Source organism: Afifella aestuarii (assembly GCF_004023665.1).
In the GTDB taxonomy this organism is placed as follows: Bacteria; Pseudomonadota; Alphaproteobacteria; order Rhizobiales; family Afifellaceae; genus Afifella; species Afifella aestuarii.
The window spans coordinates 491,667-510,824 of the sequence record NZ_SAUF01000002.1 but is presented as its reverse complement, the minus strand read 5'-3'; the positions used below and the strand labels follow the sequence as shown (position 1 = coordinate 510,824).

Annotated in this window: 14 protein-coding genes; all 14 read left to right on the top strand. The window is 63.8% G+C overall.

What is annotated here, in order from left to right; all coding sequences use genetic code 11:
- Position 1: 1 nt before the first annotated feature.
- Positions 2-334, top strand: coding sequence for a DUF6634 family protein (locus EO094_RS10745; RefSeq protein WP_128292297.1), 333 nt, complete (start codon positions 2-4; stop codon positions 332-334).
- Entirely contained in the window at positions 331-2,010 is a 1,680-nt protein-coding gene (locus tag EO094_RS10740; RefSeq protein ID WP_128292296.1) for an AAA family ATPase, read from the top strand. The genes EO094_RS10745 and EO094_RS10740 overlap by 4 nt, the downstream gene beginning before the upstream one ends.
- Before the next feature lie 519 nt (positions 2,011-2,529).
- Entirely contained in the window at positions 2,530-2,865 is a 336-nt protein-coding gene (locus EO094_RS10735; RefSeq protein WP_128292295.1) for a hypothetical protein, read from the top strand.
- Between the two features lie 300 nt (positions 2,866-3,165).
- Positions 3,166-6,210: a BPTD_3080 family restriction endonuclease gene (locus EO094_RS10730; protein WP_128292294.1), complete on the top strand. Its 3,045-nt coding sequence runs from the start codon at positions 3,166-3,168 to the stop codon at positions 6,208-6,210.
- Positions 6,211-6,310: 100 nt separating this feature from the next.
- Positions 6,311-7,033, top strand: coding sequence for an FRG domain-containing protein (locus EO094_RS10725; RefSeq protein WP_128292293.1), 723 nt, complete (start codon positions 6,311-6,313; stop codon positions 7,031-7,033).
- Positions 7,000-7,449, top strand: coding sequence for a pPIWI-associating nuclease domain-containing protein (locus tag EO094_RS10720; protein WP_128292292.1), 450 nt, complete (start codon positions 7,000-7,002; stop codon positions 7,447-7,449). Before EO094_RS10725 ends, EO094_RS10720 begins: the two co-directional genes overlap by 34 nt.
- Before the next feature lie 405 nt (positions 7,450-7,854).
- Positions 7,855-8,391, top strand: coding sequence for a PD-(D/E)XK nuclease family protein (locus tag EO094_RS10715; RefSeq protein ID WP_164879627.1), 537 nt, complete (start codon positions 7,855-7,857; stop codon positions 8,389-8,391).
- A gap of 4 nt (positions 8,392-8,395) precedes the next feature.
- Positions 8,396-9,013: a hypothetical protein gene (locus tag EO094_RS10710; RefSeq protein WP_128292290.1), complete on the top strand. Its 618-nt coding sequence runs from the start codon at positions 8,396-8,398 to the stop codon at positions 9,011-9,013.
- Positions 9,013-11,946, top strand: coding sequence for a site-specific DNA-methyltransferase (locus EO094_RS10705; RefSeq protein ID WP_128292289.1), 2,934 nt, complete (start codon positions 9,013-9,015; stop codon positions 11,944-11,946). Before EO094_RS10710 ends, EO094_RS10705 begins: the two co-directional genes overlap by 1 nt.
- A gap of 399 nt (positions 11,947-12,345) precedes the next feature.
- Positions 12,346-14,451: a UvrD-helicase domain-containing protein gene (locus EO094_RS10700; protein WP_128292288.1), complete on the top strand. Its 2,106-nt coding sequence runs from the start codon at positions 12,346-12,348 to the stop codon at positions 14,449-14,451.
- 549 nt (positions 14,452-15,000) lie between these two features.
- Complete coding sequence (gene cas6, locus EO094_RS10695) at positions 15,001-15,930, top strand: CRISPR system precrRNA processing endoribonuclease RAMP protein Cas6 (protein WP_128292287.1); 930 nt, start codon at positions 15,001-15,003, stop codon at positions 15,928-15,930.
- Between the two features lie 43 nt (positions 15,931-15,973).
- Positions 15,974-16,411: a hypothetical protein gene (locus EO094_RS18965; RefSeq protein ID WP_425455873.1), complete on the top strand. Its 438-nt coding sequence runs from the start codon at positions 15,974-15,976 to the stop codon at positions 16,409-16,411.
- Between the two features lie 72 nt (positions 16,412-16,483).
- Positions 16,484-17,314, top strand: coding sequence for a reverse transcriptase domain-containing protein (locus tag EO094_RS18560; RefSeq protein ID WP_205649889.1), 831 nt, complete (start codon positions 16,484-16,486; stop codon positions 17,312-17,314).
- Positions 17,244-18,494 (top strand): CRISPR-associated endonuclease Cas1, encoded by a 1,251-nt coding sequence (gene cas1 / locus EO094_RS18555; RefSeq protein WP_205649888.1) that lies wholly within the window; start codon positions 17,244-17,246, stop codon positions 18,492-18,494. The genes EO094_RS18560 and cas1 overlap by 71 nt, the downstream gene beginning before the upstream one ends.
- Positions 18,495-19,158 lie beyond the last annotated feature (664 nt).

The window sequence follows — 19,158 nt, the reverse complement described above, 5'->3', positions numbered from 1 at the left end:
GATGCTCATTCTCGACCACGATGGTCTCGGGCCACATGCGGCGCGCGATGTCGCGCGCATGGAAGCGCTCGCGGCCGACCTCCGCGCGCTTCACGAAGGCCGGATCCCCACCCCCCAGGATCTCTCTGATGCACCGGTGATCAACCACTGGGCCTTCGTCACCATCAGCACCTCAGCCCTCATGGGCCATGTCGTCGGCCATCCGCTTCTCGGCACGCGCGAGGTCCTAACCTCCGCTGTGTGGGTGGCGGCTCCCGACTTCGGCTTCGTGCGAACCCTCTCCCGCTATTACCGGCTTGGTCGTGCGGCCGATGCGACGGAGATCGGCTCATGAGCGACGATCAGAAGAAAAGCGCACTTGCGGACTATCTGCGGCGTCGCCAATCCAGCGATGACGAGAATCCGGCATGTCCTGTCTGGCCCGATCCAGATCCGGAAGGACGGGAACGGCGCGAACGGCGATGGTCCCGTCGTTCGAAAGCTGCCAGAGAACGGCGGCATCTTCCCGATCTCGCCGAGCTCATTCTCTACATGTCGTTCTTCGGCAACGACCTTGCGGCGGATGTCCAGACATGGGCGGAGCGCGTCTACCCGCTCATCCCGGAGGATGATCGTGAGGACCACACGGCTCTGCGCCACCATCTGACAATCCTCACGGTTTCGGCGAGCCTGGACGATCTCAGAGACACTGCCGAAGCCTTCCGTCGGGCGGGGAAGCTGAAGCGTATCAACAAGGCGGTAGCGGCGCTGCGGCTCGATTACTATTCTGCGTGTCTCGGGGACCGGCATGCGCCGTGGCGCATTGCGGGTGAGGCGATCTCGCGTGCCCATGATCTCCAGACGCCACAGGATCAGGCGCTCGACTATGCGACCGCCGCCGTCGGCTGGCTCATCCATGCGGGTCGCTACGAACCGCTTTCCGCCGACCGGCTCGCCGGCCAACGCTCCCGGCCGCGAATGGATTTCCGCGGCGATACGTCCGACTTCGGCCTCGACGTTCTGGCGCGGATGCTCGACGAGCGGGAACGGCGCATCTATCGGCGTGTCGAGACCTATTTCAAGACACGCACCGAGCCGAACCGGGACGGAGCCTCACCGACCGGGGACGCTGAGGAGGCCGGAGGAGACAAGCTCAGGCCGGAGGATCCGGGCGCCGTCGTGTTCCGCTCGGTCGGCAATGTCGAGACATCGCAGCGCGTGGCGCGGGAGTTCGCGGAACTTCTCAACACGCGCCTGCGGCTCGCTCACAAGCCCGATCTTGCGGTCCTTCAAAAAACTCTCACGGATGAGTTTCCGCAGGCAGCCGAGATCGTCTCGGCGATCCTCTCCGAACTCGTCCCACTCGACATCGTCCGGCTCCGGCCGATCCTGCTGGTCGGCGAGCCCGGCGCGGGAAAGACAAGATTTGCGGAGCGGCTCTGCGACGCACTCGCTCTGCCGCACGAGACGTATTCTTGCGGCGGCGTCTCCGATGCTGCGCTTGGCGGAACGGCAAGGCGGTGGATGTCGGCGGAGCCGTCGCTTCCGGTGAGCCTCATTCGGCAGTTCCGTCATGCCTCGCCCGGGATCATTCTCGATGAGATCGAGAAGGTTGGGACGAGCCGCCACAATGGCAACCCGCTGGACGCCCTGTTGCCGATGTTGGAGCCGCTGTCGGCGACGCACTGGCACGACCCCTATCTCCAGGCGCACGTCGACCTCTCGCATGTCGTCTGGATCGCCACCGCAAACGAGCTCCGAAGTCTCCCGGGGCCGCTGAGAGATCGCTTCCGCGTGTTCCATTTCCCGGAGCCCGGGCCGGAACATCTCCTTCCGCTTGCGGGGCGCCTCATGCAGGACATCGTCACCGAGCGCGGTCTCGATCCCCGTTGGGCGATCCCGCTCGACGGCGAAGAATTGGCGGCCCTGCAGGCGGCATGGCCGGGCGGCTCCGTCCGCATCCTGAGGCGGCTGGTGGAGCGGCTCCTGCTGGCGCGCGACAGGTGGAAGGCGGAGGAGGAGGTGCAGTGACCGGACGCCATGCTGTGGCATCGATGCCGTATCAGCTCGACAGCGTGTTGCGTCGGCTTTTTTCCGGCGGGCGTTTTTGCGCTGTTCGGAAAGCTCGAACTCACCCTCCCGCTGCTCTGCCGATGGCCGGAAGCGGCCCGCTCCGGCCATCGATAACGTGCCTGCACATCATGATGACTTGCGGATTTTTGTGACACGACCCCGAGACAAACGATTCAGATCTCCGCGCATTGGTTTCGAAACCCCGAGACATGCGTTCCGGGTCTTGGCGCGGACGATTCGAGAGGCTGTGCATGTGTTTCGAAAGCCGGAGAGTTTTGTTTCACGATGTGCGCGCAAGGCAGGATAATGTACGGGTACGTTGCCAGCACGTTGCGGAGCGAGGGCAGCCTCCTCGCGGGTAAGGCGCCAGCACCGGCGAATGCCAGGGAACGATATCGGGAAGAGGATGATGCGGGGGGCCACGGCGCGGCATCGTCTCGCGTCACACCCGGCGGCTGGTGCTCGTAAGCTGAGGTCATGAGAAAGCCCAAGCCACGCCGTCCGGAACAGCGAGACAAGCAGCGGGCTTATCGCGCCCGGCAGAAGGCGGAACGGATCCCGTCGCGCGATGACATCGCCCGCATCGTCCTGCATTGGGCCATCACCGGCGCCCTCGCTCCCGGCGAGGAGAAGCAGCTGACCGGCTTACGCAACATGGTCATCGAACGCCTGGTGGAGCAGGAGTTCTCCGAAGAAGGTGCAAGGCGCCGTTTCGACGAAATCGTGGAGCGCTACCAAAACGGCTGGGACTTCCGCGCCAAACCCCATCTGCTGCGGGTCAAAGAAGCCATCCCCGACGACGAAGCGCCCTGATTCCCCCCATTACTCCCCGAAACGGCGTTCCCAAGATTTTTGATTCAGGAGGAACGGGTTGCGCCCATATGAGGGAAGATTGAGCGGCTCTTCCATGCCCATGGGGGCGCAGCTCGCTCCCAACGTCAGCCGTGACAATTTCTGCGGAAATGCTGGTAGTCAACGTCCGTCGAGCGCACCGCTTGCCCGTCGAAAACTGATGTCGCACAGTCCTTCAGATTCGCATCCTTGACGCAGCGCCTTGTAGGCTGCGGATTGGGGAAGCCATTTACACGGCGCGTGCGATCGAGAGGGGGGAACGTGACGAAGCCTTTCTATGAACGGCCGATTCTGAACTCGCCCTACGCTCCTCCAACGCGCCACCATGCCCTTAGCGAAGATGGCCAACCTCTTGAACATGAGCCGCTCCTCGGCCGCCGTCGCTCGCAGTACGTCACCCCCGTACCGAAAGCGCGGCGAAGACGGCCGACATCCTCTGGGCAGGACGAGCTGCGCTTCGGCGCGGATCAGGACCAGGAATACAATCCTTCCCCGATCATCAACGAGATACGCGGGCACCTTGAGAGCTGGCGCAGGCTGTCAAATCCTGCGGATTGGGGCGTGACCGCTGCCACGCAACGGCTCCTTCAGCACTGGCGGCATCATGAGTTTTCGGGCGCACGCCCCTTTTTCTGTCAGGTCGAAGCCGTCGAAACCGCGATCTGGCTGGCAGAGGTGGCGAATCCCCGCGGCCAGCACGCCCATATCTTTCGACACTTGAAAGAATCGAACGCAGAAGCGAATCCGGAGCTCACCCGCATCGCCCTGAAGCTCGCGACCGGGGCGGGCAAGACGACCGTCATGGCGATGTTGATCGCATGGCAGGCAGTAAACGCCGCGCGGCAACCGAACTCCTCGCGCTTCTCACGCGGCTTCCTGATCGTCGCACCCGGAATCACCATCCGGGATCGGTTGCGGGTCCTTCTGCCGTCAGATCCCGACAGCTACTACCAGACAAGGGAGCTCGTTCCGCCGGAGATGATGACGGAGCTCCGCAAGGCGAAGATCGTCATTACAAACTATCATGCCTTTCAGCAGCGAGAGCACCTGGCGACGAACAAGGTCGGCCGCAGCCTCCTCAGCGGGTGGCGCGAGGAGCCGTTGATTACGCGGGAGACGGAGGGCGAGATGCTCGCCCGCGCTTGCGGCGATCTCCTGTCCTTAAAAAATGTCGTCGTCATCAACGACGAGGCCCACCATTGCTACCGCGAGCGGCCGGAAACCGACTCCGAGGCGGAGCTGAAAGGGGAGGAAAAGCAAGAGGCGAAGGAGAACAACGAAGCCGCACGGCTCTGGATTTCGGGACTGGAAGCGCTGAAGCGAAAGGTCGGCGTGCGCAATGTCTACGACCTGTCGGCCACCCCCTTCTTTCTGCGCGGCTCCGGCTACGAGGAAGGAACCTTGTTTCCCTGGGTCGTCTCCGACTTCTCACTCGTCGACGCGATTGAGTGTGGCATCGTCAAATTGCCGCGCGTGCCAGTCTCCGACAATGCGGTGAACGCCGACATGCCCGTCTACCGCAACCTGTGGGAACACATCGGCAAGAAGATGCCGAAGAAGGGCGCGGCGAAATCCGGAGATCTCGACCCGCAGAAGATCCCGCCACAGCTAGAGACGGCGCTCTACGCCCTCTACGGCCACTACGAGAAGGAATTCGAGACATGGAAGCGGGCTGGCATTGGTGTGCCGCCCGTCTTCATCGTCGTGTGCAACAACACTTCCTCCTCCAAGCTCGTCTACGAGTGGATTTCCGGCTGGGACCGGGAGGTCGAAGGCGAGAGCCAAAACATCCATCAAGGGCATCTGGCGCTCCTCCGCAACTATGATGAAAACGGCAACCGCCTGGAGCGGATGAACACGCTCCTCATCGATTCCAACCAGCTTGAATCGGGTGAGGCACTCGATGCGAATTTCCGCAGCGCCGCAGCCGCGGAGATCGAGCAGTTCCGCAAGGAGAAGCTCCAGCGAGAAGGTGCCGCCAGCGGCGACATCTCCGACAGCGAGCTCCTGCGCGAGGTCATGAACACGGTGGGCAAGCCGGGTCGGCTCGGTGAGCAGATCCGCTGCGTCGTTTCCGTCTCCATGCTGACCGAAGGCTGGGATGCGAACACGGTCACCCACATCCTCGGCGTGCGCGCCTTCGGCACGCAGCTTCTGTGTGAGCAGGTGATCGGCCGCGGCCTGCGTCGGCAATCCTATGAGCTTGGCGAGGAGACGGATCTCCTCGGCAACCGCCTGTTCGAGACGGAATATGCCGACATCCTCGGCATCCCCTTCGACTTCGCCACCGAGCCCCAGCCGGTGGTGAAGAACCCACCCAAGCCCATGACGCGCATCCATGCCGTGAAGGGCCGCGAGCGCCTTGCCATCCGCTTCCCGCGCGTCGCAGGCTACCGGACGGAAATCCCGGCCGAGCGGATCGCCGCGCGGTTCACTTCCGATCATCGGCTGGAGCTCACGCCGGAACTCGTCGGCCCCTGCGAGACGCGCATGGAAGGCCTCGTCGGCGAAGGTCACGACCTCACCGCAGAAGCGCTCGACGAGATGCGCCCGAATACGGTCGCCATGCACCTCACCAAGCGGCTCATCCAGACGATGGCCAACGAGGACGGCCAGTCGCCCTTCCACCTCTACAACCAGTTGCAGCCGATCGCGCGCCGCTGGATCCGCGAATGCCTGGTGCTCAAGGGCGGCACAAAGGCCGGGATGCTCACCTATGCGATGATCGCCGACATGGCGGTGAACCTGATCCACAGCGCCATTCTGCGCGAAAGCGGCGCAGCGGGGCAGGAAGTAGTGAAGGCGATGCTCGACCCCTTCAACCCCGCGGGATCGACGGAGCATCTCAGTTTCATCACCACCAAGACCAATCTCTGGACGACCGCCCCGGACAGGAGCCACATCAACTACGTCGTCTGCGACAGCGACTGGGAGGCGGAGTTCGCCCGCGTCGTCGAAGCCCACCCCGCCACCCTCGCCTATGTGAAGAACCAGGCCCTCGGCTTCGAAGTGCCGTATCTGAAGGGCGCGCAGACCCACCGCTACGTACCGGACTTCATCGTGCGACTTGATGACGGACGCGGGGCCGACGATCCGCTTCACCTAATCGTCGAGGTCAAGGGCTTTCGGGGCCTCGATGCGCAAATCAAGGCGAACACGATGCGCGATCTGTGGGTGCCCGGCGTCAACCGGCTCCAGAGTTTCGGACGGTGGGCCTTCCTGGAGCTCACCGACGCTTTTGCGGTTCAGGAGGAATACGCCAAGGCGGTCACCGCACTCACTTCCCGAGAAACGGAAACCGCCTGATGGTATGCAGCGCGGCGAGGCTCAGGCTGCGGATGACCGCCCCGCGGCGACAGGCAGGATCCCCAGCGTTCTGTGAGGATACGCCTAAGGAAGAGCCGAAATGAACTCTGTGCGGCGCCACGCTCCGACGAGCGTCATCAGGTTGCGTCGGGAAGCACGTGAAAGCTTCGAACAGTTCATCCGTTGGACGCACAATAAGTCGCCGCATCGATGGGTCTTCCGGGGCCATGCCAATCATTGGAGTCTGAAGCCGTCGGTCGGCCGTTCCAAGCGTTATCGAATCGAATATGAGCAACAGCTTTTGACAGACTTCAGGCGGGGCGCACGGCCCTTCCTTAAAGAACGGCCAGAAAGCAATTGGGATTGGCTGGCGGTCGCTCAACATCACGGATTGCCGACACGCCTCATTGATTGGACCACAAATCCGCTTGTCGCCTGCTATTTCGCGACCGCACTGGTCGGACGGAGCAAGCAGGCGGGAGAGATCGTTGCTGTCGAAGTCCGGAAGATAGGTTTCTATCATCCGGAGGACCCTGGCGAGGATGATCCATTCGACATTACCGAACCTCGCTTCATTCGTCCGCCGACGATTGCAGCGCGGATCGGCAGTCAGCGTGGCATGTTCTCGATTCATCCGGAGCCAGACAAAGCTTGGTATATCGGAGGCAAATCGGAGAGGTTTGAGATCTCGCACGACCACAAGGACGAGTTTCGCCGCCTGCTTCATGCTATGGGTGTCGACGACGCGTCACTGATGGCTGACCTGGATGGGCTTGCCAAGATGCTGAGATGGCGTTTCGAAAATGGGCTGCTGAGCGAATGAGTGTCCCTGTCCGCATTCAAAACCCCGACCGGAAGATTTGGTTCAAAGAGCTTCCCGACAGGCTTTCGCAGGCAGCGGAAGAATTCGACGTCACGTCCGACTCCAGCTGGAGCGACCTCGGCGCCCTTTCAACGCATACCGAGTTCGAGGGGCTGGAGGTGTTTGCCGAGGCCGGAGCGATCACGGGCGATGAATTGACCGCTCCGGGCGTTGTTCATGTAAAGCTCAATTACGGTAGCGGATCCGATGATGGATTCTCGATGAGCGACAGTTTTCCGGTTATCGTCCATTTCACAGCCGATCCGCAGAAGAAGACGGTCGAGATCACCACTCTGGAAATAGATACGTCCTCCTTCTTTGGCCCCGACGACGGCCCCGACGACGACCCGGACGCGGACGATACTGAATCTGAGTAGAAGACAATCGTTGTTCTAATTCATGCGCCGACGCCCGCCCTCGACCAAGCTAACCACCGCCTCTACTGCTAAAGACAAACATGGCAGGACCGTCGGCGCCGCCGCTCGGCGGGAGACGGAGACCGCCTGATGGCATCAACCGGGCGAGCAGCGGCGCTTGAGCCGGAACGAGCGGATTCCGTCGCACACTTCCTGATAAGTCTGCGCGAGGCACGAGCCGCAGGCAGAAATGGCTCGGCCCTAGAGCAGCGGCTGCGTACCTTGTTCTCGGCGGTCCGAGGCTATCGCCTGGAGCACGCTCCTCAACCTGTCCCGAAACGACGCGAAATCGACCCTGAGGCCACGGCGTCCTTCCTCCAGGCGCTGCGACCGGCCGTCGCCGCTGATCGCAGTCAGGGGCGCCTTATGAATGTCTGGGGCGTCGCTGGCCTCAAGCGAGACGAGGTGCGCACCTCCGCCGTGCTGGAATGGATCCTCGACTGCTCCGGCTCGCACGGTTTCGGCTCCGCGGTGCTGGAAGAGGTCCTGGCTCTCCTCGGCCCTGCGAACCCGGAGCTTTCGGAACTCGACCTGAGACAGGGCTACGTCACGCGACGCGAGCACTGCGTCTTCGCCGACCAGACGAACCGCGTCGATATCACTGCGGTTCTGCCCACGACGATCCTCTTCATAGAGGTCAAAATCGGAGCGCCCGAGGGAAGAAAGCAGCTCACGCGCTACCGGGAACTGGCGCAGAAAATGGCAGCAGCGCTCGGCAAGGAGCGATCTTTCGTCCTCTATCTCACCACAGGGCGCGTCAGCGATGAACAAGACATCATTTCGTTCACATGGCGGGACGTGGCGAAGGCGATCCGCCGCGCAGTCGAAAAGCGCGAAAAGAGAGGGGCGATCGCAGGAGAGGTCTTGCTGCAGTTCGCCGGGCACATCGAGCAATTGAGGTAGCACCATGGAACAGGCATCGCTCGATAGGATGATCGTCGAAAGCCTGGGCGACGTCGACGCTGCAGCAAAGCGGCTGCAGGAGATCGAGAAGCGCGTCTCAGATGCGATCGAGGACGTCTGTGCCCAATGGGCAGACCACAATAACTGGCTCTATAAAAACAACTGGCTTGAGAACGACGACTGCTTTGTCATGCCGAAAGACTGGAGAACAGAGAGCACGGAATGGCCCGCATGGTTTGAGCTCTGGTACGGGGCGGGAGACAATGGGGACCAGGGCGGAGCGCACGACTTCTTCTGGCTCACGCGCTTCTGTCGAGAAGGTTCAGGCCAGATCGGCTTTCGTTTCCAGCAGGATGTCCTTGGAAAGACCCCCTGGAAGAAACTTGTGCGAGAGAACGCACGATGCGTGGAGCACACATCGTTCATCGTCGATGATGAACCAAGCTTCTTCCTGCCCTTCCGCATCGACAAGACGGAGCTCGCAAAAGCGATCGAAGATGGCCGGGAAGAGGCATTCTCCGAAGCTCTTCGGCCGATGACAGAAGCCCTCGACCATATCAAGGCGAGTGTCGATGTCTTCGACACCCTCCTCAACGAGATGCGCAGCCGAGAAGGTGCTTGATGGCTCGCCGCACGACACCGTCCGAAAAATCCGTCACCTCCCTCACCCATGATGCGGCGAAGCGGATCAACAATCCGACCGCCGAGATGGCCTCGCTCTACGAGCAGCAGATGGAGATCCTGGGCGAGGAGCGGGAAGAGCTGAGCCTTGCCCGCGACCGGCCGCTTGAAAAGGGCGAGCACCGCCCGCGCGACCCTGACCGCGACCCGCAGATCGTCTGGAACGGCGCGAAGATCACGCTGACGCCGGAGCAGGTCGAAGAGCTTGCCGCCACCGGCACGGTGGAGATCGGCGATGCGCAGCTCGTCTGGCGCGGCAAGGACCAGCAGGACTGGTCCGACCTCGTCGTCAATGCCCCTCCCCTCTACATCCAGGAGAAGGTGCATCCCAAAGCGCTGATCGACGATCTGAAGCGCCGCTCCGATGCCGCGCGCGAGACCGCCTCGGAGGCGCCCGATCTCTTCGCCGATTTCAACGGCCTTGCCGATCCGGAGGCGCGGGCGGAGTTTTACCAGCATCCGCTCCACTGGCAGAACCGCATGATCCTCGGCGACAGCCTGCAGGTGATGGCGAGCCTTGCCGAGCGCGAGGGGCTGCGCGGCAAGGTGCAGGCGATCTATTTCGACCCGCCCTACGGCATCAAGTTCAATTCCAACTGGCAGGTCTCCACCCTGTCGCGCGACGTCAAGGATGGCAAGCAGGCCGATGTCAGCCGCGAGCCGGAACAGGTGAAGGCTTTTCGGGACACCTGGAAGGACGGCATCCACTCCTACCTCACCTATCTGCGCGACCGGCTCAGCGTGGCGCGGGAGCTCTTGACGGATTCCGGCTCCGTCTTCGTGCAGATAGGTAGTGAAAACGTGCATCGCATCCGGGCAGTGATGGATGAGGTCTTTGGAGAGGAGAACTTTTGCTGCCTGATCCAATTCCAGAAAACAGGGAGCCTGTCAGCAGGGGTCCTCCCAAACACGGTCGACTTCATCTGTTGGTACGCTCGGAAAAGATCTGTTGTTAAGTTCCGGCCTCTCTATGAACAAAGGCGAGCGGGGGACCCTTCATCAGATCGATATGACGTAGTAGATCATGGATTCTTCGACAAGCGTGCATCTGTGGAAGAACGCGCATCCACTGATCCTGCCCTTTTACTCCAACATACCAGTCTTTTGAGTTCTGGCGCAGGCTCGTCAGATCAGGGCTTCGGCTATCGCGGAGCTTCTTATCGTCCCGCTGCTGGCAGTCACTGGAAAGCGACACTCGCAGGCATGCGTCGCCTTGGTAGAGCTGGAAGAGTGCATACCGCGGGTAAAACCCTCAGGTACCGGAGGTACCTAAACGACTTTCCGGTTATCCCAATCAATGACCGATGGGAATCGGTGCAGATCGGCGTCGGTCTCAATTACGTCGTCGAAACGTCTCCGAAGGTGATCGAACGCTGCCTCCTCATGACCACCGATCCCGGCGACCTCGTGCTCGACCCGACCTGCGGCTCCGGCACGACGGCGACCGTCGCCGAGCAATGGGGGCGGCGCTGGATCACCATCGATACCTCGCGCGTGGCGCTGGCGCTTGCCCGCACCCGGCTGATGAGCGCGCGCTACCCCTACTATCTTCTCGCCGACAGCCCGGAAGGCCGCGCCAGAGAACAGGAGGTTTCGGGAAAAATCCAGCCGGACGGGGCGACGGGCGGGGATATCCGCCTCGGCTTCGTCTATGAGCGCGCCCCGCACATCACCCTGAAATCGATCGCCAACAATGCCGAGATCGACATCATCTGGGAAAGATTCCAGGAACGGCTGGAGCCGCTGCGCGAGAGGCTGAACACCGCCCTCGGCAAGGCCTGGGAGGAATGGGAGATCCCGCGCGAGGCGGAAGAGAGCTGGCCGAAGGAAGCGCTTGAGGCGCATGCCGCCTGGTGGGAGGCGCGCATCGCCCGCCAGGGCGAGATCGACGCCTCCATCGCCAAGGCCGCCGATGTGGAGATGCTCTACGACCGGCCCTACGAGGACAGATCGCGCGTGCGCGTCGCCGGGCCTTTCACCGTCGAGAGCCTTTCGCCGCACCGCATCGTCACGGCGCGCGACGACACGCTGAAGGACGAGCTCGACGCCTATGAGGGCGACATGCAGCCCGGCCCGCGCAACATGCCGGAGGCGGATTTCGGCGCCATGGTGCTCGACCATCTGCGCAGCGCCGGCGTGCATGCGCAGGCGAAGGCGGACACCATCCATTTCGCATCGCTCACGCCCTGGCCCGGCCATTTCGTCGCCGCCGAGGGGCGCTTCACCGACGAGGCGGGGGCGGAAAAGCGTGCCGCGATCCTCATCGGCCCGGAATTCGGCACGCTGTCGCGCTCCGCCACCACGGCCGCGGCGCGCGAGGCATCGGATGCCCGCTTCGACATCCTGATCGCCTGCGCCTTCAACTACGAGGCCCAGGCGGCGGGGCTCGACCGGCTCGGGCCGATGCCGATCCTGAAGGCGCGCATGAACCCCGACCTCCACATGGCGGAAGATCTGAAGAACACCGGCAAGGGCAACCTCTTCGTCGTCTTCGGCGAGCCGGACATCGACCTGATCGAGACGGATGAGGGCGAGATCCAGGTGAAGGTGAACGGCATCGACATCTTCGATCCGGCAACCGGCGAGATCCGCTCCGACGACGTTTCCGGCATCGCCTGCTGGTTCATCGACACCGATTATGACGAAGAGAGCTTCTTCGTGCGCCACGCCTATTTTCTCGGCGGCGCGAAGAGCGGCGGAAGCGATCCCTACAAGAGCCTGAAGACGGCGCTGAAGGCGGAGATCGACCGCGACGCCTGGGAGACGCTCTATTCCGACACCTCACGCCCCTTCCCGCGCCCGAAGACGGGCCGGATCGCCGTGAAGGTGATCAATCATTTCGGGGACGAGGTGCTGAAGGTTTTTGGGGTGTAGACTTTTCCGCCAGGACATCACACGCTTCCTTGGGAGAGAAAGGACAGTGCGATGAATGCCGACAATCAACACAACCGCTGGCGCTCCTTTATGACTTACATCAGAGACGCCGCCGAGCTAGCAAAGCTGCTTGCCCTCATTCTTGTAGCTGTCGGGGCATTAGGATTTTACCTTCCAACGGGCAGAAAGAATGGGAAGAGGCAGTTACCAAGGTGGTTCTACTATCATGGGGAGCTCTGTGGGTTATATCCGAGAGCCTGCCCGGAAACTGAATGCAGCTGAGCGTCGCGAGATGGAAAGACGTGCGCGGTCAAAGAGGAAGCGCGAGAAGGCGAAGAAAGAGAAGCTACGCGAGATAGCCAAGGCAAAGGATTTTCGGAAGAAGAAGTGATCTGATCGATGCCCACCATCCTCGCCGACAGTTTCACCGCCGCGCTCGGCAAGCTCCGGAATGACGAGCAGAAGCAGGCGAAGCTGACCGCGTTCGACCTGCAAACCGACCCGGATCGGCCGGGCCTCAATTTCCACCGGATCGACAGCTCGAAAGATCCGAACTTCTGGTCGGTGCGGGTCAATCGCGATCTCAGGATCATCGTCCACAAGAGCGGCGACAGCCTGATGCTCGTCCATGTCGGCCATCACGACGAGGCCTATAGATGGGCGGAGCGGCGGCGGATCGAGACCCATCCGAAGACGGGCGCGATCCAGATCGTGGAAGTGCGCGAGCGCGTCGAAGAGATCGCGCCCCCGCCGGTCCAGGGTGATTTGGGCCTCGATAGGCCGGAGCCACCACGCACGCCAGCGCCGAAAGCCACGCGCCGGCTTTTTGCGAAGCTTGCCGCCGACGAGCTTCTTTCCATCGGCGTGCCGGAAGACTGGCTGGCGGATGTCGCGGCGGCGAGCGAGGACGACTTCTTCGCCCTCGCCCCGCACCTGCCCGCCGAGGCGGCCGAAGCCCTCCTGGAATATGCCGCGACGGGCATCCTGCATCCGGCGGTCGCGCAGATGGCCGATCCGCTGGCGCATCCCGACACGCTGCGCCGCTTCCGCGTGCTGGATGGCGTGGAGGAAATGAAGGCGGCGCTCGACTGGCCCTTCGAGAAATGGGCCGTCTTCCTGCACCCGGCGCAGCGCGGCGTCGTCGATCGTGCCTGGTCCGGTCCGGCCCGCGTCATCGGCTCGGCCGGAACCGGCAAGACCGTCGTCGCGCTCCACCGCGTTGCTCGCCTTCTTCACCAGGAGCCGCAGGCGCGCATCCTCCTGACCACCTTTTCCGATCCTTTGGCCCGCGCCCTTGAAGAGAAGCTCGGCATCCTCCTCGGAGAGCGTGCGGACCTTTTACGGCGCGTCACCATCGCTTCGTTCGAGCGGATCGGCGCAGAGCTCTACTCCCTCCTCACGGGCCGCGAGCCCGCGCTCGCCAAGCCGGAGCAGATCCGCCTCAGCCTGATGAAGGCGGCCGAAGAGGCGGGTGAGACCGGCTTTTCCCAGCAGTTCCTCCTTTCCGAATGGGCACATGTCATCGACGCCTGGCAGATCGACCGCGCCGAAGCCTATGCCGAGGTGCCGCGCATGGGCCGCAAGAACCGGCTCGGGGCCCGGCAGCGCGAGCGGCTGTGGGAGGTTTTTTCGCGCCTGCGGGCCACGCTCGCCCGCCGCGCGCTGATGACGCCCGCTTCGATGTTCGCCGCCGTCGCGGCGGCCTACGAAACGCGCGCGGAAAAACCCTTCGACCATATCGTCGTCGACGAGGCGCAGGATCTCGGCGTGCCGGAGCTGCGCTTCCTGGCGGCGATCGCCCCCGACGCGCCGGACGCCCTCTTCTTTGCTGGTGATATCGGCCAGCGCATCTTCCAGCAGCCTTTTTCCTGGAAGGGGCTCGGCATCGACGTGCGCGGCCGCTCAGCGACGCTGAAGGTGAACTACCGCACCTCCCACCAGATCCGGCGTGCGGCCGACCGGCTTCTGCCGCCGAATGTGCGCGACGTCGACGGGCTGGAGGATGAGCGCGCCGGCACGGTTTCCGTCTTCGAAGGGCCGGAGCCCGTGGTCGTCCTTGCCGCGGACGAGGCCACCGAACGGGCGGCGGTGGCGGCCTTCCTGCAGCGCGCTGTGGCGGACGGGATCTCACCGGCTGAGATCGGCCTCTTCGTGCGTTCCGCGAACGAGCTTCCCCGCGCCCGCGCCGCTGCGGAAGAAGCCGGACTTGCCATCCGCACGCTGTCGGAGTGGCGAAGCGACGACGGCGAGGAGCGGCTGCTGGTCGGCACGATGCATCTTGCCAAGGGGCTGGAGTTCCGGGCTGTCGCCATCGTGGCCTGCGACGAGGGTGTGCTGCCGCTGGCGGAGCGCATCGCCGATGTCGCCGACGAGTTCGAGCTCGACGAGGTGGTGACGACGGAGCGCCAGCTCCTCTACGTCGCCCTGACGCGCGCCCGCGACCGGGCTCTCGTTTCGGGTTTGGAGCCCGGCTCGGAGTTCCTGGAAGACCTGATGGTTGCCTGAGCCTCCGCAGACGGGAACGGAGGCGAGCCCTTAAGCGCCGCCCTTCTCGATCCGCCACCTGATCGTAAAAATCTCCTGCACGGCCGCCTCGGCCTGCAGGTCAGGGGTCTCTTCGGTCTCCGGCAGCCTCAATCCGCGTCCATGCGGACAAGTGGCTGCCACTCACCCTCTGCAAATCCTTGCAGCCACTCGCATTTTAGCCCGGTTTTTCAAGGGCGAAATCATTTTCCCTTTCCGGCCGCCGCCATCGTCGGCTTTTACCCGCCACCTCCGCCTTATTCTCCTTTAAAATCAGCATATTATACATTTTCCAAGGGCGAATTCAGCCCTTCGAACGATCTCAACCAGAAGATATGCACCCGAAAGACCGCCCGGGTGGCGAGAATGCAGGCCTCAATGGGCCTTGTCGAGCGGGAAGTCGGAGACAGATCGCCGCCTTCTGCCCGGGGCGGGCGCGCGCGCTCGCATCCCCACGAACAATCATGCCGCCGGGTTGCGCCATAGGGCGCAGTTGCGCGGCACGAAAATCCCGACAAGGTTGTGCAGGTCATGCAAGAGCGCCCCGCCGACACGCCCCTCACTTCCCTTCGCGCCTATCTTGAGGCGGCGCGGCAGCGGCCGCTCGTGCCCGTCGATCTCCTCGCGACATGGCGCATGGCGCGCATCGAGCTCTTCTGTCCTGGGGCTGCGGCGCTTGCGAAAAATCCGAATGCACCGGCGAGAATGCGCGGCGCCTGGGGCCGCGCTCTGGCCGAGGGTGCCTCCGCGGAGGCGCTTGCGGGCGGCCCCTGCCCCTGGCCCGCCCCTTGCGCCTACGATCTCTTCTTCAACGTCCAGGGCAGGATGACGGCGCGGCTCGAGATCCCAAAGCCTTTCGCCATCGCGCTCGATACGGACGGAAACGACCTCATCGTCTCGCTGACGCTCTTCGGCATTGCGGTCGATTGGGCGGGCGAAGCGGCCGACGCCATGGTCCGGGCTCTGCGAAACGGCCTCGACACCCACGACAGACGCCGCCCGCTGAAAGTGACAGATCGCCGGGTCGGCCTCGCAAGCGGCCTGCCCGCCGCCGAGGCGGGCGCGGGCCTTCTCCTCTCCTTCGTGACGCCGGTGGCGCTGCGCTCCGGCGCGCAGATGCATGTGCGCCCGGAAAGCCTCTTGACCGGCGTCGCCAATCGCGTCGGCGGGCTTGCGCTTTGGCAGGGGCATGCGCTTGCCATCGACCCGGCGGCGTTGAAGGCGGAAGCGGACGCGCTCGGACGCCGGGCCGAATGGCAGGTGGAGACCGCGCCCGGCTGGCGGAATGGGTCAAAGGCCCAAAGGCGTGAAAGAGCGATGGGCGGCGTCCTCGGCACGCTGATGCTGCCGCAGCCCACGCCCGATCTCGCAGCGCTCCTGCGCATCGGCGCGGAAACCCATGTCGGCTCCCACGCCGCACTCGGCATGGGCCGCTACGACCTCCTCACCCTGGCAAGCTAAGGCGCCCCGCTCGTCCGCGTCCATGCGGACATCAAGCTGCAGCATGGGGCAAAATATCGCCGGAGAGTTCGACGGGGTCTCAATCCGCGTCCATGCGGACATCACGCTGCAGCAGAGCGGAAAAAACGCGCGCGAGGCTGAACGCTTGGTCTCAATCCGCGTCCATGCGGACATCACGCTGCAGCCGATCACGGCCACCACCGCGCCCCTTTTCGAGCTTCTCGTCTCAATCCGCGTCCATGCGGACATCACGCTGCAGCTTACCCGCCAGAACTCTTTGACGTCAAACAACAAAAAAGCCCAGTTTCCAAGGGCGAGCATTTTTTGCACGAATCCTGCGGCACAACCCTCCCGAAATCCTCCTAACAGGAAAATTTTTCTTTTTCGAACAGATATTTATCACTTTTCCAAGGGCGATTTCCGGTTTTTGCGCGTTTCGGCTAGCTTTCGTGAGCGCGAAAGCTGTCTCCGCAAAGCTTAGGGCCATGCGTTTCCAGCGCCAGGCAGAGGCAAGACCCCGCATGCTGCCGACCTTGGGGGAGAGAATACGCCGATGGCGCTACGGGACGGGCCGATGCGGCCTGAAGATCTCTTCTTGCGGGTCACCGAACCCGCCACGCTCGATCAGGCCTGGGCGCGGGTGCGCGCCAATGGCGGCTGCGCCGGGGGCGACGGCGAGACGCTTGCCGCCTTTTCGCGCGCGGCCGCAAGGCGCATCCTCTCCCTGTCGAAACAGCTGCGCGAGGGCAGCTATCGCCCGCGCGCCCTGCGCATCGTGGAAATTGCGAAGAAGCGCGGCGGCACCCGGCCCCTCGCCATCCCCTCCATCGTCGACCGCGTCGCGCAGACGGCCTGCGCACAGGAGCTCACGCCCCTGCTCGATCCGATGTTCGAGGACGACAGCTTCGCCTATCGTCCGGGGCGTTCCGTCGCCATGGCCGTCCGTCGCATCGGCTCGTTGCGCCGGAAGGGCTTCGTGCATGTCGTCGAAGCCGACATCGTGCGCTGTTTTGAGCGGATCCCGCAAGCGCCGCTGCTCCAGAGGCTCGAAGAGGCTCTCGCCGGACGCAGCGGTGCGGAGCGCGTGAGCGATCTCGTCGCCCATTGGCTCGAACATGCGGGCGCGTCCCTCTCGACGCCCGGCACAGGGTTGCCGCAGGGTTCGCCACTGTCGCCGCTTCTCGCCAATCTCTATCTCGATTCCGTCGACGAGGAGCTGGCGACGGGCGGAGCGCGGCTCATCCGCTTTGCCGATGATTTCGTCATCCTGTGCCGCCGCCGCGGCTCGGCGCGCATTGGGGCGCGCGCAGGAGGTGCTCGATCGCCACGGCCTGGAAATGCATGGCGAAGGCAGCCGCGTCGTCGATTTCGATCGGGGCTTTGAGTTCCTCGGCCATCTGTTCGTCCGCTCCATGACGCTGAAGCGCGTCGCCGACCCGGAGGAAGAGGCGCTGGAAGCGATGCGCGGCCTCGCGGCGCGCGACGCGGCCAAGGCGGAAGAGGTCCGCGCCGCCGAAGTCCTTGAGGAGGACGAGCTCGCGCGCGGCTATGACCGCGGCCAGCGCATTTTGCATGTGGTCGGTGCCGGGCGCCGCCTCGCCTTGCGCAACCTCAGCTTCACCGTCACGGGCGAAGACAGCCGCGAGCTTCTTGCCATCGCCCACACCCGGGTCGACCGCATCGAGCTCGGTCCGGGCGCCGAGGTCGAGACGGAAGCGATCCGCCATGCCCTGGCGAGCGATACCGACTTCGCCTTCGTCAATGGCGAGGGCGAGACCCTCGGCTGGCTATCGCCGCCCTCTTTCAGACGTGCAGGCCTGCATCTGGCGCAAGCGAAAGTGGCGCTCGACTCGGCACTTGCCGCCGATCTTGCGAGACGCATCGTGGAAGGACGGCTGCGCAACGAGCGCGCCCAGCTGCACCGCTTGAACCGCCGTGTCAGCGATCCGGAAGTGATCGTCGCCACGAAGACGCTCGGCCGGATGATCCGCAAGCTGCCGGAAGCGCGCGACGTGGACGCCTTGCGCGGCGCCGAGGGCGCGGCGGGCGCGATCTATTGGCCGGCGCTCGGCCGCCTTGCCGCGGTGGCGCCGCAACCCTTTCGCCGCCTGCGTCCGGCGGGCGATCCGCTCAACGCCACGATCAATTATCTGACGGCGCTTTTGGCACGCGATATCCGCGCCGCCCTTCTGAGCCGCGGCCTGCATCCGGGCATCGGCGCGCTGCATGCGGCCTCCGATCGGGGCGAGGCCTGCGTCTGGGATCTGATGGAAGGTTTCCGCGCGCCCCTGACGGAAGGGCTCGCCGTCTCGCTCTTCAACCAGGGGCGGCTCGATGCCGACATGTTTTCGGGTCGGGAGGACGGCACGATGTGGATCGGGCCAGAGGCGCGGCGCGCGATCATCGAGGGCTACGAGACGGCCGCGGCGCGGCGGCTGAAAAGCCCCCATTCGGGGCGCAAGCGTAGCTGGCGCGTCCTCATGGAGGAAGAGGCAGGTGCCTATGGCGCACATTGCCGTGCCCCGAAGAGCCAGCCCTTCCAGCCCCAAGTGATCGACCATTAGCAGAGCCGCGAGCGGGCCGGCCCTCAGCCCCCTGCCGGTCGCTCGCCGGAATGGGCACGCCGCCGGGCTTCAGATCCCCAGCAAACCCCGATCTGCGCCCATGCGGACAAGTGGCTGCCACGCAACGAAAAGCGGATTTCGCGCGCCAAGCTTGCGTCTCAATCCGCGTCCATGCGGACAAGTGGCTGCCCCGCGGCGTGAAGTTTGCAACCGCGGCTTAGGCCGCGTCTCAATCCGCGTCCGTGCGGACAAGTGGCTGCCCCGAGGTACGGGAGATTGGCCTGTTCCTCACCCTCCGTCTCAATCCGCGTCCGTGCGGACAAGTGGCTGCCCCTGGGCGGCAGGCGCAGCCACGGCAGCCAAAAGCTGCTGAGTCTCAATCCGCGTCCGTGCGGACAAGTGGCTGCCCCATGGCGGCGCCATGGAGAGCGACGACGAAGTCGGTCTCAATCCGCGTCCGTGCGGACAAGTGGCTGCCCCTCACTCTCTGTAAGCAGCTGCAACCACTTGCATTTTTGACCGGTTTTCCAAGGGCGAGCCATTTTGCGTCTCCTACGCACCTCTCAAACGTCCTTTTTGCCTCCTTTTCTGCCTTTTTCTCAAATTAACTCAGTGACTTGTCCATTTTCCAAGGGCGATTTCAGGCTTTCTGGCCCCCTGCGAC

Bases quoted from the DNA above. Each gene is read 5' to 3' on its own strand.
- EO094_RS10745 (WP_128292297.1), top strand. From the start codon at position 2: ATGCTCATTCTCGACCACGATGGTCTCGGGCCACATGCGGCGCGCGAT.
- EO094_RS10740 (WP_128292296.1), top strand. From the start codon at position 331: ATGAGCGACGATCAGAAGAAAAGCGCACTTGCGGACTATCTGCGGCGT.
- EO094_RS10735 (WP_128292295.1), top strand. From the start codon at position 2,530: ATGAGAAAGCCCAAGCCACGCCGTCCGGAACAGCGAGACAAGCAGCGG.
- EO094_RS10725 (WP_128292293.1), top strand. From the start codon at position 6,311: ATGAACTCTGTGCGGCGCCACGCTCCGACGAGCGTCATCAGGTTGCGT.
- EO094_RS10720 (WP_128292292.1), top strand. From the start codon at position 7,000: ATGGCGTTTCGAAAATGGGCTGCTGAGCGAATGAGTGTCCCTGTCCGC.
- EO094_RS10715 (WP_164879627.1), top strand. From the start codon at position 7,855: ATGAATGTCTGGGGCGTCGCTGGCCTCAAGCGAGACGAGGTGCGCACC.
- EO094_RS10710 (WP_128292290.1), top strand. From the start codon at position 8,396: ATGGAACAGGCATCGCTCGATAGGATGATCGTCGAAAGCCTGGGCGAC.
- EO094_RS10705 (WP_128292289.1), top strand. From the start codon at position 9,013: ATGGCTCGCCGCACGACACCGTCCGAAAAATCCGTCACCTCCCTCACC.
- EO094_RS10700 (WP_128292288.1), top strand. From the start codon at position 12,346: ATGCCCACCATCCTCGCCGACAGTTTCACCGCCGCGCTCGGCAAGCTC.
- cas6 (WP_128292287.1), top strand. From the start codon at position 15,001: ATGCAAGAGCGCCCCGCCGACACGCCCCTCACTTCCCTTCGCGCCTAT.
- EO094_RS18965 (WP_425455873.1), top strand. From the start codon at position 15,974: ATGGGGCAAAATATCGCCGGAGAGTTCGACGGGGTCTCAATCCGCGTC.
- EO094_RS18560 (WP_205649889.1), top strand. From the start codon at position 16,484: ATGGCGCTACGGGACGGGCCGATGCGGCCTGAAGATCTCTTCTTGCGG.